Source organism: Ruegeria sp. CDSB113 (genome assembly GCF_059611045.1).
Map to the genome: position 1 here is coordinate 59,309 of NZ_JBXWOU010000008.1, position 14,963 is coordinate 74,271.

15 protein-coding genes are annotated in these 14,963 nt (G+C 58.6%); 6 read left to right on the forward strand and 9 right to left on the reverse strand.

Features of this window, described 5'->3' with window-relative positions:
- Nucleotides 1–61 precede the first annotated feature (61 nt).
- The 3 genes from AC2FIS_RS14675 to AC2FIS_RS14685 form a co-directional block, all read right to left on the reverse strand.
- The gene (locus AC2FIS_RS14675) at nucleotides 62–1,633 is read right to left on the reverse strand and encodes a DUF427 domain-containing protein (RefSeq protein ID WP_496774081.1); all 1,572 of its coding nucleotides are present in this window, start codon (nucleotides 1,631–1,633) and stop codon (nucleotides 62–64) included.
- 108 nt (nucleotides 1,634–1,741) lie between these two features.
- Complete coding sequence (locus AC2FIS_RS14680; RefSeq protein WP_496721973.1) at nucleotides 1,742–2,443, reverse strand: winged helix-turn-helix domain-containing protein; 702 nt, start codon at nucleotides 2,441–2,443, stop codon at nucleotides 1,742–1,744.
- A complete protein-coding gene (locus tag AC2FIS_RS14685; protein WP_058272591.1) occupies nucleotides 2,415–2,699 on the reverse strand; it encodes a hypothetical protein in 285 nt (94 codons plus the stop codon). Before AC2FIS_RS14685 ends, AC2FIS_RS14680 begins: the two co-directional genes overlap by 29 nt.
- Nucleotides 2,700–2,876: 177 nt before the next feature.
- Between AC2FIS_RS14685 and AC2FIS_RS14690 the strand changes: the two genes are divergently transcribed.
- The 4 genes from AC2FIS_RS14690 (at nucleotide 2,877) to AC2FIS_RS14705 (ending at nucleotide 6,809) form a co-directional block, all read left to right on the forward strand.
- Nucleotides 2,877–3,344 (forward strand): hypothetical protein, encoded by a 468-nt coding sequence (locus tag AC2FIS_RS14690; RefSeq protein ID WP_113791791.1) that lies wholly within the window; start codon nucleotides 2,877–2,879, stop codon nucleotides 3,342–3,344.
- 110 nt (nucleotides 3,345–3,454) lie between these two features.
- On the forward strand, nucleotides 3,455–4,072 hold the full coding sequence (gene rnhB / locus AC2FIS_RS14695) for a ribonuclease HII (protein WP_496774082.1): 618 nt from the start codon (nucleotides 3,455–3,457) through the stop codon (nucleotides 4,070–4,072).
- A 106-nt stretch (nucleotides 4,073–4,178) separates the two neighbouring features.
- Nucleotides 4,179–5,282 carry a site-specific DNA-methyltransferase gene (locus AC2FIS_RS14700; RefSeq protein WP_496774083.1) on the forward strand — a complete coding sequence of 368 codons (1,104 nt, stop codon included), beginning with the start codon at nucleotides 4,179–4,181 and terminating at the stop codon, nucleotides 5,280–5,282.
- A 144-nt stretch (nucleotides 5,283–5,426) separates the two neighbouring features.
- Nucleotides 5,427–6,809 (forward strand): adenylate/guanylate cyclase domain-containing protein, encoded by a 1,383-nt coding sequence (locus AC2FIS_RS14705; protein ID WP_496774084.1) that lies wholly within the window; start codon nucleotides 5,427–5,429, stop codon nucleotides 6,807–6,809.
- 84 nt (nucleotides 6,810–6,893) lie between these two features.
- Here the strand turns inward: AC2FIS_RS14705 and AC2FIS_RS14710 are convergent, their stop codons facing one another.
- Nucleotides 6,894–8,030 (reverse strand): alkane 1-monooxygenase, encoded by a 1,137-nt coding sequence (locus tag AC2FIS_RS14710; RefSeq protein WP_496774086.1) that lies wholly within the window; start codon nucleotides 8,028–8,030, stop codon nucleotides 6,894–6,896.
- Between the two features lie 59 nt (nucleotides 8,031–8,089).
- Nucleotides 8,090–9,145 (reverse strand): A/G-specific adenine glycosylase, encoded by a 1,056-nt coding sequence (gene mutY / locus AC2FIS_RS14715; RefSeq protein WP_496774088.1) that lies wholly within the window; start codon nucleotides 9,143–9,145, stop codon nucleotides 8,090–8,092.
- A gap of 81 nt (nucleotides 9,146–9,226) precedes the next feature.
- On the opposite strand from mutY, the gene AC2FIS_RS14720 reads away from it, so the two are divergent.
- Entirely contained in the window at nucleotides 9,227–9,733 is a 507-nt protein-coding gene (locus tag AC2FIS_RS14720) for a DUF721 domain-containing protein (RefSeq protein ID WP_496699430.1), read from the forward strand.
- A gap of 14 nt (nucleotides 9,734–9,747) precedes the next feature.
- Nucleotides 9,748–10,410, forward strand: a complete 663-nt coding sequence (locus AC2FIS_RS14725; RefSeq protein WP_496699425.1) for a DsbA family protein — start codon at nucleotides 9,748–9,750, stop codon at nucleotides 10,408–10,410.
- A 38-nt stretch (nucleotides 10,411–10,448) separates the two neighbouring features.
- On the opposite strand, the gene lpxK is transcribed toward AC2FIS_RS14725, so the two are convergent.
- The 4 genes from lpxK to AC2FIS_RS14745 are packed head-to-tail and all read right to left on the reverse strand — an operon-like array spanning nucleotide 10,449 to nucleotide 14,799.
- Nucleotides 10,449–11,447 carry a tetraacyldisaccharide 4'-kinase gene (gene lpxK, locus AC2FIS_RS14730; RefSeq protein WP_496774089.1) on the reverse strand — a complete coding sequence of 333 codons (999 nt, stop codon included), beginning with the start codon at nucleotides 11,445–11,447 and terminating at the stop codon, nucleotides 10,449–10,451.
- Complete coding sequence (locus AC2FIS_RS14735; RefSeq protein WP_496774091.1) at nucleotides 11,434–12,669, reverse strand: 3-deoxy-D-manno-octulosonic acid transferase; 1,236 nt, start codon at nucleotides 12,667–12,669, stop codon at nucleotides 11,434–11,436. Before AC2FIS_RS14735 ends, lpxK begins: the two co-directional genes overlap by 14 nt.
- Nucleotides 12,666–13,466, reverse strand: a complete 801-nt coding sequence (locus AC2FIS_RS14740; protein WP_496774092.1) for an inositol monophosphatase family protein — start codon at nucleotides 13,464–13,466, stop codon at nucleotides 12,666–12,668. The genes AC2FIS_RS14735 and AC2FIS_RS14740 overlap by 4 nt, the downstream gene beginning before the upstream one ends.
- Entirely contained in the window at nucleotides 13,453–14,799 is a 1,347-nt protein-coding gene (locus AC2FIS_RS14745) for a TldD/PmbA family protein (RefSeq protein ID WP_496774093.1), read from the reverse strand. The genes AC2FIS_RS14740 and AC2FIS_RS14745 overlap by 14 nt, the downstream gene beginning before the upstream one ends.
- Nucleotides 14,800–14,963 lie beyond the last annotated feature (164 nt).

Consider the following 14,963-nt stretch of genomic DNA (forward strand, 5'->3'; position numbering starts at 1 on the left):
CTGAACGCGTGTTGGAAACTCAACACTCAGTGCTTTGAAACATGCAAACTGATCGCGCAAATCAAGCGTTCAGAACGGCATCCGCGGAAGTTCTGAGAGCATATGACTCGACCGGTTGCGACACGTTATGCAGCTTGACGTCGCCAAGCGGCAGAGCGTTGGCGCAGGCGGGCAAAATATCGGCAGACACGACAATCCTGTGGTTTTTGGTTTTTCCGTATTCACCCAGACGCGCAGCTATATTCGCGGCTTGTCCGATCACGGTAAAGTCCAGCCGTTCGCGCGAGCCGACATTGCCGTAGGTCACGCGCCCATAGGCAACGCCGATAGAGCAATCGCAATGCGCATCGGACCCTGACTGGCGCAGCTCTCCCAGTTTTTCGACGATATCGATGGCGCTGCGCTGGGCATTATCGCGGGCGGCTTTTGCATCCTCGCCCGCCGGAAACACGGCAAGGACAGCGTCGCCTATGAACTTCAGGACCTCGCCGCCGTTTTCATGCACGATGCCAGAAACGGTTTCGAAAAAGTCGTTCAACAGGTTGATATACGCCTCGCGCCCAAGCTGTTCCTCAAGACTGGTCGAATTGCGGAGGTCGCAGAACATGATGGCAGCATCGATTTCATCGCCGTCACCACGCCGGATTTCACCCCCAAGAACACGCGCGCCCGAGCGTTTGCCGACATAGGTTTCCAGCAGGACCTGCGCGTTTTCGCGCTGCATGAAAACCTCATAGAACCGGGCGATGACCAGCGAACATTCGAACACCAGCCCAAGGTTTTCGGTCGTGAATCCGTCCGGGTGATCACAGGTCAGGGTCAGAACGTTGGTCCGCCCATCCGAGAACGGCAACGGCATGGCGACATAGTCTGTTGCCCCTTTTTCCCGCAGGTCTTCCATGATCGGAAAGCTGTTGTGGGGGTTTTCCGCGTTCAGCCGCTGACGCACACCGCCCAGCCCGTTCGACACATGGCGCAACGGACTGTTGATATAGGCTGGGTGGTCGTGGATTTCATAGGTCGGAACATTGGTCGAGATCTCCGCCTCGCCCTTTTCCCAGATATAGTGTTTGCCGGCGATCAAAGGGTGCAGGGACCATGTCAGAATGCTGAGGCGTTGAATGGCAATCCCGTGTTCCAGCATTTTCTCGGCCAGCGCTTTGGTGAACGCCTCAGGCGTGTTGTTGGCGGACGCTCCACGCATCAGCCAATCGATCAAGGGGCCGCTGATATTGCCGTCTTGGGGTTCCCGCAGCTGATTGTCGCCCAAATCGATCCAGGAATAAGCATTGGGCAAGAACCCGATATGCCCCTGAATGGCAGCGCTTTCGGGCAGGGCTTCTTCATAGGCCCAAACGCAATTGGCAAGTCGTTCGCCGTCAAGAATGACGTCGTGATAGGTCGCGGTGCCCTTGAAGGGGCAAAAAGTCTGCAGCTCAGTTTCGTCGCTGAGATCCACCAGCACGTCTTCGCGCGGGATGTAGATCGTCGGCGGCAGCCGTGTTTCGTACATGACTTTGGCGTTGCTGCTTTCGGCTAAAAGGGTCTGGTCCCGGTAAATCGCAATCTTACCATCTAACCGTTCGACCGAGATTCCATAGCCTTTTGGTCTTGCTGTGGCGTGGACGTTCATCTTCATCCTCCCTGGCGCGGGGTCCCTATAGGATGGGCCTTGCGAAGAGGTTTTCCAAGGGGCAGCCTCGGCATTTTTAATGCACGATAGCTGTGCGGCCCGATTGGATCAGACCATCTGGATCACATCTTTCTCGATGGACAACATATAGCCTTTCTTGGCGATGTTCTTGACCAGCAATTCGCTGACCATTTGATTGCCCAAGGCATCACGCAACCTTTTGATCCGCGTCGCACCAGCGGCTTCGTCACAATCGGCGGCGCTTTTGCCGGAAATCACTGCTTCGATCTGAACGCCGGACAGGACCTCGTCATCCAGTCGGGATTCGGCGAGGACCGACAGGGTCTCCATCGCAGCTGGGGTCAGCTTGAAGTCCATATTATTCAGATAGACTGTGTTTTCCTCACGACTGATCAGAAGCGAAGTCACCTGAATACCCGTGCGTTCGATCTGTGCCATCCGGCGGTTTAGCATGACCAGCATCACCAGAAAGACCAGCGCCGTCACAAGCATGGCGCTGGCAAAAACCAGCAGCACGAAAATCACCATCCGATAGCTGGACAGGGTATCGGCAAAGGCGGTGCCGGATTGGGCCAAAATCTCCAACAGCCGGATTTCGGTCTGCGAGGTCAGATCGCTTTCGACAAACAGCCGTTCGACACGCGCGTTAAAGGCGTTGGCGTCCGGTAGTGTCCAGAACAGAAAGATGGCGGCCGTGACAAGAATCAGGATGATCGCCGCTATTCCTGCGCCGACCAGTCTTGTGCCAGATCGCCGGGTATCAGTAACGGAGATAGAATTGTCCGGCATTGGCCTTCCTTTTATCCAACCCTTCTGGCCCAAAGACAGACATGACATTCAACAATGTCCAGCCCGATGCGCTGAGGCGTTTTGAGGCTTCTTGCTGAGCCTGGCCTTTGTCACAGGCCGAAACCTGCATCACACCGTAATGCAGCCGCAGTGGATTATCCTGCTTGGCCTTGTAATCCGCATAGCACTCTGCCGACGCAGCAGTACCAAGCGATATCAGGGCCGCAACGGCCAGAGAAGAGAGGATTGGTTTCATAGGCTGCATCCTGCGCATGGGTTTGCACGATATTCAATAACATAAGGGGTTTGAGGGGGGTGATATCGGATAACACCCGCCCGTTATTGCTTGTCTGAAGGGAGCGGACCCAGTGTTGGGGCATCACGTTTGCGGTCTGTGCCGGATCGCCCCGAAACACCAGGAAGGACACGCATTATGCACCGGAAGTTCATCGCCCTTATCGTTGCCACCGCTATCACCATCACCGGCGTCTCAGCCTCGCAGGCGCGCGCGGCGGATGCCAAGGACATCCTTGGCGGCCTTGCCGCCATCGCGATCATTGGTGCCGGGGTCCATTACTACAACAAGGAAAAACGCAAGGACCGGACGACGCGTCATCAGACCTACACGCCTCAGCCTTATGTGGCCCAGCCCAGTTACCCAGTGCGCCCCTTGCCGCAACACGTCGCGCGATATGATCTGCCGCAGAAATGCCTGCGCAAGTTTAGCGCCTATTCGAACAATCACCCGCTTCTGGCTCCGAAATGCCTCAAGAAGCACTACAAACATGCCAACAGCCTGCCGCAAGAGTGCAAGGTCGGTTTCTGGAACGGCAATAAGGTGAATCGGGCATATGAACCCGCATGCCTGCGCCAGAAGGGATACCGCGTCGTTTACAAGTAATCACTTTCGAGCAGGAGCGGTGCCACAGAAGCGCCGCGTAGGAGAGGGTGGCACAAGCCGCCCTCTCTTTTTGTCTTGCGGTGGGGCGCGAAACGCGGTTTTCGGTTGGTATGACAACGCCAGATTATTCGACTGAACAGGCGGCAGTGGCGCAAGGGTATGTACGCATTGCCGGTGTGGATGAGGTGGGCCGTGGGCCATTGGCCGGGCCTGTGGTTGCCGCCGCCGTGATCCTGAACCCCGAAGATATTCCCGAGGGGCTGAATGATTCCAAGAAACTGACGGCGAAACGACGGGCTGTTTTGGATATCGCGGTGCGAGACCGGGGCGAGTTTGCGATAGCTGAAGCCTCGGTTGCCGAGATTGACGAACACAACATCTTGCGTGCCTCGCATCTGGCGATGGAACGTGCGGTTGCGGCCCTGGATCCGCCGCCTGACTATCTGCTGATCGACGGAAACATGATCCCGCGGGGTTTGACGATCCCGGCGCAGGCGGTGGTCAAAGGGGATGCGCATTCCGTGTCGATTGCGGCGGCTTCGATCATTGCCAAAAACTGGCGCGATCAACTGATGGTGGATTTGGCGCAACAGCATCCCGGCTATGGATGGGAGAAGAACGCAGGCTATCCGTCAAAACAACACAGGGAAGCGCTGCAAAAACTTGGTGTGACCCCACATCATAGGCGTTCGTTCAAGCCGGTACACAATATCTTGTATCAAGAGTAAATCGTAAGCCGCTGATTCAAAAAAGAAATTGACGGCGAATCGACTTTGACTCATCCTTGTCTCAACCAAATGAGCGCAAAAGCGCCGTGGAACTTGAGGCAGAGATATGACAACGACAACCAAAAAGGGCGCAACAGCGCTCCCTTTAAACACGATTCTATCCGGGGACTGCATCGATGTGATGAACAGTCTGCCCGCGGAGTCGGTTGACCTGATTTTCGCGGATCCCCCGTATAATCTGCAGCTAAAAGGCCAGTTGCACCGCCCCGATAACAGCCAGGTTGACGCGGTCGACGATCACTGGGATCAGTTTTCAAGCTTTGGTGTTTATGACCAGTTCACCCGCGAATGGCTGAAAGCGGCGCATCGTCTGCTCAAGCCCAATGGCGCGATTTGGGTGATTGGCTCCTACCACAACATTTTCCGCGTTGGCACAGCCCTGCAGGACGCCGGATACTGGATTCTGAACGACGTTGTCTGGCGCAAGTCGAACCCGATGCCGAATTTCCGCGGCAAGCGGCTTACCAACGCGCATGAGACGATGATCTGGGCCTCAAAACGCGAAGGTGCCAAGTACACGTTCAATTACGAAGCTCTGAAAGCACTGAACGAAGGCATTCAGATGCGCAGCGATTGGGTTCTGCCAATCTGCACCGGGCATGAGCGCCTCAAGGATGAAAACGGCGACAAGGCGCACCCGACGCAAAAGCCGGAATCCCTGTTGCACCGTGTCCTGATCGGATCGACCAACCCGGGCGATGTTATTCTGGATCCGTTCTTTGGCACAGGCACAACCGGTGCTGTCGCCAAGATGCTGGGCCGCGAATTCATCGGGATCGAGCGCGAGGAAAGCTATCGCAAGGTCGCTGAGAAGCGGATTTCCAAAGTCCGCAAGTTCGACCGTGAGGCACTGGAAGTCAGCGCCAGCAAACGCGCTGAGCCGCGCGTGCCCTTCGGTCAGTTGGTTGAACGCGGCATGCTGCGCCCAGGTGAAGAGCTTTATTCCATGAACCAACGCCACAAGGCCAAGGTTCGGGCTGACGGAACGTTGGTTGGCGACAACGTCAAAGGCTCGATCCACCAGGTCGGGGCACATCTGGAAAACGCGCCCTCGTGCAATGGCTGGACCTATTGGTGCTTCAAGCGCGATGGCAAAACGGTGCCGATCGACGTTTTGCGTCAGCAGATCCGGGCCGAGATGCACAACTGATTTCAAGAATACCGCCGGTGCCTGTGGCCTGACACAAGGCACTACGCCTTGCCCCGCCGATCTCGGCGGGGTCTTTTGTTTTATTCCTCATTCAGTTCCGATATGAGATTCCTTGTCCTGCTGCTTACGGAAGGAACCATGGCAATGTCGGATACCACAGCCAGCGAATCCCGATTTGGGCGGTTTTTTGTAACACAGCCAGACAAGTATGATCTGGACAACAAGTACACCGAGGCAGCGCTGGAACGGCACAAGCGTGAAGGGTTGGAACTGGCCGTCCGCGCCCGCTGGGTGGCGATGGGCCTTACCGGCATTTTGTTGATCTACCTGAACCCCCATTGGGACGTTCTGTGGTATCACTTCATCCTGTTATTGATTTGCGCCAATGGTTGGTTGATCCGGCGGGCTGGCAGCGTGGGCCAGTCACGGGTCGAGCTTTTGCTGATCTTCGTCGACTTGCTGATCATGACTTTGGGGATGATCGTGCCAAACCCGTTCAGCGATGATGTTCGACCGCTGGCAATGCAATACCGGTTCGACAACTTCCAGTATTTCTTCATCATTCTGGCAGCGGGAACTCTGGCCTATTCGTGGCGCACGGTCGTGGCTATCGGCACATGGACGGCGACGATGTGGACGGTAGGTTGGATCATCGCCTGGTGGGTGGCTACGCCAATTCCGGGCATCAGTGAGCGCGTGTATGAGGCATTGGCCGGATATCCGGATGTCGCGGAGTTGCTGGACCCCAACAGTTTTATGGTCCCTCAGCGTATTCAGCAGGTGATCGTATTCCTGATGGTTGCGGTTACGCTTGGTATCTCGATGCGGCGGCTCAATCGATTGTTGATGACAAATGCTGGGCTCGAGAGGGAGCGTGCAAACCTGTCGCGATATTTCTCTCCGAACGTCGTGGACGAACTCAGCCAGAATGATGAGCCGCTCAAGCAGGTTCGCAAAGAAGACATCGCCGTTTTGTTCATCGACATCGTGGGGTTTACCAAATTCGCGGCCGGGCGCGACCCCTATGAAGTCATCGAAGTTTTGCGTGGGTTTCACGCCCGAATGGAAACCGAAGTGTTTCGCCATCATGGCACGTTGGACAAATATCTTGGGGATGGTTTGATGGCCACATTCGGTACACCGGTGACGACCCCATTGGATGCCAGTAACGCGGTGGCTTGCGCGCGCGATATGGTGGATGTGATTGATCGCTGGAACCTGGAGCGGCGGCGGGCAGGTGAGCCGGAAATTCGCGTGGGAATTGGGGTTCACTATGGCTCGGTTGTATTAGGAGATATCGGAGCGAACCGACTGGAATTTGCGGTTATCGGGGATGCGGTGAATGTCTCTGCCAAGCTCGAAGCGATGACGCGTGACCTTGGTGTTCGCGTGGTGCTGAGTGACGCGGTCCGGGCACAGGTGATGCAGGAGGGCAATAACGCCGCCGACCTGACAGCAGGTTTTGTGAAGCATGAAAGCCAGCCAGTCCGCGGGGTGCAGGGCACTATGGATATCTGGGCGCAGTAGAACGGGCAGCTCCCGCCGATCTGACACGCATCAGAGATGCGCGTCATTCTGTTGGGCCGGGCAGCGCGCGGGCGCGCGCTGCGGTCACGAACGCGGCAACGGGTTGAGAGATCTGTTGTACGGTTTCCAATCGGTGACTTCGGGATAATATTGACGCCGCCAGGCCCGAACGCGGGGGTTCATGACGCGCCGCCAAAGCGGCGGGACCATCGCAGCGACGGTCATAACCGGATAGCCATAGGGAAGTTGCGGGGCCGCATCTTCCGAATGATGCTGCAGCAGCGGAAAGCGCCGGTTGGGTTTGTGGTGATGGTCCGAGTGACGCTGCAGGTTGATCAGCAGCCAGTTCGACGCTTTTTGCGAGGCGTTCCACGAGTGGCGCGGCTGGACATGCTCGTACTTGCCGTCCCCAAGGTGTTTGCGGGTCAGGCCGTAATGTTCGACGTAGTTCACCAGTTCCAGCTGCCATATGGCGACGCCCGCTTGCACCAGGAAGAGGGCAACGCCCGCCCATCCCCCGACCAAGAAAGCCAACAGCAGCATGCCTGCCTGAAGCGCCCAATAGCGCCAGAACGGGTTTGCCGTATCGGTCCACGGACGTTGCTTGCGAGCCAGCTTGTCCCGTTCTGCGTGGAAGGCGGACGCAAGGCACTGCCACAGAACGCGCGGATAGAAGCGGTGAAACCCTTCATTGTACCGTGCAGTGACCGGATCGCGTGGTGTTCCGACATAGCGATGGTGAACCAGCAGGTGCTCTGACCGGAAGTGAGAATATAACACCATGGCCAGTAAAATATCACCCAGCCAACGTTCCGACCGCCCTTTCTGGTGCATCAGTTCATGGCTGTAGTTGATCCCGATGGTGCCCGAGATCACACCCATCCCGAAAAACAATCCAATCTTGCTAAAAACAGACAGGTGATCGGTATGAGTGGCGTACCAGAGCAACCCAAACAGCGTAAGAAACTGAACCGGGGCCCATGCCTTGGTCAGCAGAATGTACCATTTGAGACCGCCGTCCGGCGTGGCCGGATCGGCATTTTCAAGGTTCAGCCCCGTTAACCGATCCAGAACTGCAAACGCCCACCAAGTCGAAAGAGGCACAAGCAAGACCCACCAGCCTCCGGCAACGGCGGTAAGCCAGATGACGGGGATCAGCAGGAAGGACACCCAGAAGGGCAATGCCGCTTGCCAGCGTGACAGACTGTCTGATGCGATCATCGCTTCGCTCCGAGAAACTGTGGGCAGACTAGCCCCACCCGGCAATGCCACACAATGGGTTACGTAGAGCGCCAGAGGTCATACGCTTTGCGCATAACAGTAGGTAGGTCATTGGGGCGGAAAGCGTGTTTTTCCATGACAATCAGATCGTCATGCGACCAGCCGACCGGCAGCGCGGTCGTCCAGATCCGCAGGATCAGGTGGAAGTGGGTAAAGGTGTGGCGTACCTCACCCGGCAGCACCTGCCATTCGCACGGAAAGGGCGGTGCCTCGGCCGGTCCGTCTGACCATTCTGAACCCGGCCAGCCCAGCATGCCACCCAGCAGCCCCTTGTCGGGACGACGTTCCATCAGAAAGGCTCCGTTATCGCCTTGGGCTATATAGACATGGCCATATCGCGTGGGTTTGGGCTTTTTTGGAGTCTTGTGTGGCAAATCGGATTGCGTTCCGGCGGCGCGAGCGGCGCAGGGGGCTTGCACCGGGCAGATACCGCAGGCCGGAGATTTTGGTGTGCAGATTGTTGCCCCCAGGTCCATGACCGCCTGCGCATAATCACCCGGGCGAGTGACAGGCGTAAGCGCAGCCGCATGCTTTTTCAGTTGCGGTTTTGAACCGGGCAAAGGGTCGTGAATGTCGAAAAGTCGGGCCATAACCCGTTCCACGTTGCCGTCCAACACGGTTTCGGGCCGGTCGAAGGCGATGGCGGAAATTGCAGCGGCGGTGTAGGGACCGATCCCCGGCAAATTGAGGAGCGCGTCGTAGGTATCGGGGAACGTTCCACCATGCTGTTCGGCCACGACCCGGGCGCATTTCAACAAATTGCGGGCACGAGCGTAATAGCCAAGCCCCGCCCATTCCCCCATGACCTGATCGTCGGGCGCCGCCGCCAGCGCTTCGACCGTTGGCCAACGGGTTGTGAACCGCACGAAATAGTCGCGCACAGCCGCAACAGTGGTCTGCTGCAGCATGACCTCGGACAACCATATGCGGTAGGGGTCGGGCATCACGCCCGCAGCCCGATCGGCAGGAGCTACGCGCCAAGGCATCTCGCGGGCATGGCGGTCGTACCAATCCAGCAGCGCACTGCTCACGTCAAATTCACCGGAGTCACGCAAGTTTTATCTATCTCCCTGTCGGGTTTCGCTGGCGCCTGTTGTCCTGCCCTTTACAATAGCGGTGCAGGAGTTGGAAACCAGATGCAGCGCAGACGTTCTTCGACCCGCGGGTTCAAACGCACCGCGACATTGCTGAACGACCAGATCAGGCGCGCCGGTGAAAGCCGGGGCTTTGCCGTATCACGCCTGCTGACCCATTGGTCCGAGATTGTTGGACAAGACATGGCCGCTATCGCGCGACCGGTAAAAGTGGGTTACGGGAAGGGTGGCATTGGTGCCACGCTGACGGTTCTGACCACCGGACCGCAGGCCCCGATGCTGGAGATGCAGAAGGAACAATTGCGCGGCAAGGTGAACGCGGTCTATGGCTATAATGCCATCAGCCGGGTGCGCATCACCCAGACCGCTCCGACAGGATTTGCCGAGGGGCAGGCCAGTTTCGACCACAAGCCGAAACAAGCGAAACCCAAGATCGAACCAGAAATAGCAGCCGAGGCAGACCGCGCTGCGCAAGAAGTTCACGATGGTGATCTGCGCGCAGCCCTTGAACGTCTGGGCCGTAACGTTTTATCCAAGCAAAAACGCTGAGAAAGGGCTGAGAAATGAGCCGTATTGCAACCGGAATTTGTGCGGCCGTCGCCGTGGCCGCTGGCGGTTATTGGCTGTCGCTGTCAAATTCCAACCCCGCCTATCCGCTGATTAGCAGCGCCGAGGCGCAAGAGGCCGATCTGGACACCTCGACCATCGTCGAGATGACTCTGGGCGCCGAAGACGCACCAGTCGAGATCATCGAATATGCGTCCTATACCTGCCCGCATTGTGCGAATTTCCACACGGGAGCGTACAAGCAGCTCAAGAAGGATTTCATCGACACAGGTAAGGTGAAGTTCATCTATCGCGAGGTCTACTTTGACCGCTATGGCCTGTGGGCGTCGATGGTTGCACGCTGCGGCGGGCCCGAAAAGTTCTTTGGCATCTCCGACCTGATCTACGAAGGTCAGTCCGAGTGGACCAAAGCCGGTGGTCCCGCTGAAATCGTGGACGAGCTGCGCAAAATCGGGCGTCTGGCTGGTATCGACAATGATCAGCTTGAAGCCTGTCTGCAGGACGGAACCCGCGCGCAGACGCTGGTGGCCTGGTATCAGGAAAACGCCGAGCGCGACGGTATTCAGGCGACCCCATCCTTCATAGTGAATGGCAAGTCGGTTGAGAATCAGTCCTATGACGGCTTCAAAAAGCTGATCGAAGACGAACTGGGCAGCTAATTGCTTTTACGACCGGCTCAATCCGGGCCGGTCGTCCTTCAGGGCGACGGGGCGATCTGCAAAAGCATCTGCCTGACCTTGTCCGCCTCATCGACCTTCAGACGAACCGGAAGCGTGATGACCTTGCTGCGAAATGCAGCGGGCAGGCGAACGGCGTCTTTTTCCGTGGTGACCATTTGGGCGCGCAACAAGCGGGCTTCGTTTTCAAGACGGGTCATCAGGGCGGGTGTCAGCGGCTGGTGATCATCCAGCGCTTCGGCCCGCAGCAAGGTCGCGCCTTGTTGGCGCAAAGTGGCGAAGAACTTCTCGGGGTGTCCGATGCCTGCAAAGGCAAGAACAGGCGTATCGCTCCAATCCATGCCGGTTTGCAACGGCTCAACCGCGCCGGTCGCATGTGGGACGGACAGTTTTTTCCCCCAGCGTTCGGCAAACTCGGTTTGGGCATCAGCCTCGCCAAGGGACAGCACCAGATCAGCGCGCCATAATCCGACTTCCACCGGTTCCCTCAGGGGTCCAGCCGGCAGGCATAGTCCATTGCCAAATCCGCGCGATGCGTCCACCACAATGACCGAGAAATCCTTGGCCACCGAGGGGTTTTGAAACCCGTCGTCAAGCACGATGACTGTGGCACCAGCCGCGGCGGCTGCCTTTGCTCCAGCAGCGCGGTCTTTGGCGACCCAGACATCGGCAAAAGCCGCCAGCAACAGGGGCTCATCCCCGACCTGCGCCGCGGTATGCTTGCCCGGGTCCACGCGCACCGGCCCTTCGAGCGAGCCGCCATGGCCGCGCGTGACCACATGTGTCTCATGCCAGGCATCGCGCAATTGCTCGATTACCCAGATCACAGTCGGGGTCTTGCCGGTGCCGCCCGCGTTCAGGTTGCCAATACAAATGACCGGAACGCCCGGGTTAATGCCGGATTCCGAGGCGACCCGGCGCGCCGTAGCGCCGGCATAGAGTCGCCCAAGCGGTGCCAGTAGCCGTGCGCGCAGGTCCAGCCGATCTGGCGCGGTATTCCAGAAATCAGGTGCTCGCATCGTCTGCACTCCGCTGGTCCAGATAGTCCTGAATCATGTCGATCAGGTGATCCGCCTGCGGCGCACCCTCGGTAACGATCTGCCACCCGGCCAGCGCCATATTGGCGGCCTGATCCGGTGCCAACAGTTCCACCACTGCATCGCCCAGCTCGGTGGCGGACCTGACCGTGCGCGCGGCCCCCGCCCGGTCGAGCTGATCGTATAGCTGTTGTTGGCTGTGCACAAATGGGCCGTGGATCACGGCAGAGCCCAGCGCCGTGGCGATCAGCGGGTCCGCGCCCCCGGCGCCGCGTTCCAGAGAGCTGCCTATGAAGGTAACGGGCGATACCCGCTGCCAAAGGCCCAGATCCTCGGGCACGGCGGAGAGGATCACCTGAGTCATATCTTCGATCGTCCCGCTTTCATCCCAGTTGGTGCAGCGCAGATCCATCGCCTCAAGCCGCCGGTGCAGTGGCCCGGCTTCGGTAATGTCGGCCACTTGCAACACCAATGCCAAACGCGGCAGCATGCGCATTGCCTGTCTATGCGCGCTGAGGACCGAGATGAATTCTTTGTCCTGGACCCACGCCGCCAACCAGACCGGTCGGCCAGACAGCGCATGGTTCACTTCGATCAGCTCGTCCTCGGGCCATGGGCGCGGGTTTGGGCTGACATGAAGGGGCGGTGCCTCTTGCACCTTGTTCGAAGCGACGCCTAGCCGCCGAATTTGACGGGCGATTTCCGGTGTCGTGCACAGGATCGTCTGAAAACAGTCAATCGTGTATCTTGTGATATCGGGCAACCAACGACCGCCCCGTGCGATTTTCACGTCCGCCTGTGCTTCGATCAACATCAGGGGAATCCCACGTTCCTCGGCGCGTGTGATCAAATTGGGCATCAGGCCGCCCCCGACCCATATTCCGATATCCGGCTGCCAATGGTCCAGAAACGCGCGCGCGGCCCCGGTTTGTTCGGTGGGGAGGTTGACCAGGGGGTATCCGCTGCTGGCCCATCTTGTCAGATCTGCATCGGGTGGCGCGGTCAGAACCACCGATAGGGTGGGGCGCGCCTGCTGCAGTCTTTGGCAGAAGTCGACAATGGCGCGGTGCCGTTCCCAAGCGTTGATGTGAATCCACAGAACCTCGCCTTCGGGGCGCGCAATATCGCCGTTGCTGGCGGTATTCTGCATACCCCAGGACAGCACGCGATAGGCGGCAAGGCTTAACGAGCGTGGCTTGCTCATGGTGCGATTCCAGGGCTTTCCGGTTCGAGTTGTTCCGACAGTAGCCCATAAACACCTGAACCCGCAGCGATCACACCGTTCAGACGCGGAATTGCATTGTTGAACCGCAGAGGCAGCCCCGCGCGGTCCGAACACCGGCCGAGCGCTTCGCGTATTATCAGATCACCGGCGGCGATGTCCCATTCCCAACTGGGCCTGAGGGTCATCATCCCGTCAAATCGTCCCTGTGCAACAAGGGCCATGCGATAGGCCAGAGATGGCCTGTAGTTCCGTTTGAACTCGGGTACCTGCCCCTGACGCCAGTGTTGCGGCTGCATGTTGGGTTTCGCGGCCAACACCTCGGCGCTTTCCAACACACCGAGTTCGCTGACCCGAATCTTTTCAGCGTTGAGTGTAGCACCCTGACCTTTTGATGCGGCATAAAGCAGGTTTCGCAAAGGCAGGTAGATCACAGCGGCCGTCACTTCGCCCTGTTCGGCGATGGCCAAGGAATGGGCCCAGGTCCGCGAGCCTTCGGCAAAGCTGCGGGTGCCGTCGATGGGATCAATGATGAAAACACGGTCTTTCGACAGCCTGTCAGCTGAATCCTCAGTCTCTTCGCTAAGCCAGCCATACCCCGGACGCGCTGCGGGCAGCATTTGCTCAAGCATCGCGTTGACGGCCAGATCTGCTTCGGTCACCGGGCCGGCTCCGTCGGGTTTATCCCAGCGTTGCGCCGTGGTCCCCGAAAACCGAGTGGCGATCTTTCCGGCTTCCAATGCGGCGTCAATCAGCAGTTGCAGGTCAGGTGCCGGCAAGTGTCATTCCTTCGATCAGGATCGATGGCACCACGCGGGACAAGTACGTACGTGCGTCATTTGCCGGAATAATCCGTTTCAGCATGTCACGCAGATTGCCAGCGATCGTGCATTCGTTGACAGGGTGGGTGATTTCCCCGTTTTCGACCCAAAAGCCTGATGCCCCACGTGAGTAGTCGCCCGTATTGGGGTTGATCGTCGATCCGATCATCGAGGTCACCAGCAGGCCGGTTCCCATGTCACGCAGCAGATCGTCCCGGCTGTGCGTGCCCTGGGTCAGGCTCAGGTTCCAGTTGCTGGGCGACGGGGGGCCAGACACGCCACGCGCCGCATTCCCGGTCGAGGTCATGCCCAGTTTTCGTGCGCTGGCCAAATCCAGTGTCCAACCGGTCAGCACTCCGTTTTCAACAACGGCCCTTCGCTGTGTTGGCAATCCTTCGGCGTCAAAGGGGCGAGAGCCTGAGATACGCGGGCGGTGCGGGTCTTCGATCAGTGACAGGTGTTCAGGCAGGACCTGCTCTCCCAGACTGTCCTTCAGCCATGACGCACCACGGGCAATGGCGGCACCGTTGCTGGCGGCCAACAGATGACCGATCAGCGAAGACGAGATCCGCTCGTCAAACAGGACAGGGAATGTGCCTGTCGCGGGTTTTTGTGCCCCAATCAGTGCAACGGCGCGTTCACCTGCCGAGCGGCCAATCTCATCAGGGCTGCGCAGGTCACTTTGGAACGTGCGGCTGTCGCCGTCATAGTCGCGTTCCATCCCTGTGCCTTCGCCCGAGATAGCAACGCAAGAGGTCGAGCGGCTGCTCCGGGAATACCCGCCGGAAAAGCCATTTGTGGCAGCCAGATGCACGCGGTGGGTTCCATAGGCAGCCGCAGCGTCCGATACCTGGGACACACCCTGAATTGCCATAGCGGCAGCTTCGGCAGCCAACGCATCCTGCAAAAGCGCATCTGCCGACGGTTCCGGCGTCGGGTCGAATTGTTCCAGCGCCGCGATATCCCAGTCTTTTGCAAGCTGGTCGGGCGTGGCCAACCCTGTAAAAGGATCTTCCGGAGCTTCGCTCGCCATGGCCACTGCACGTTGCGCCATCGCCGTCAGCGTTTCGGGGCGACTGTCCGAACTTGAGACGATCGCCTGCCGCTTGCCCAGAAACACACGCAGTCCCAGGTCGGTGCCTTCGGACCGTTCCGCGTGCTCCAGCGCGCCACAGCGGACTTCAACCGATACCGATGAGCCATCCAGAACGATGGCATCCGCCGCTTCGGCCCCGGCTTTGCGGGCCGCGTCCAGCAGGTTATGGCTGATTTCTTCTGGTGTGCAGGTCATGAGGCCTCCGGTCTGTGTGCATTCGACCTAGCCTTGGACCGCCGGTCTCGCAAGGCCTGCGGCTATTTTAGGTTGAGCAAACTATTGAAATGGAATTCGGCACGATGCGCCTGGTGCCGGAGTCCGCACCACGGGCGAAGGTTTGGGAAGGCAGCGGTACCGCC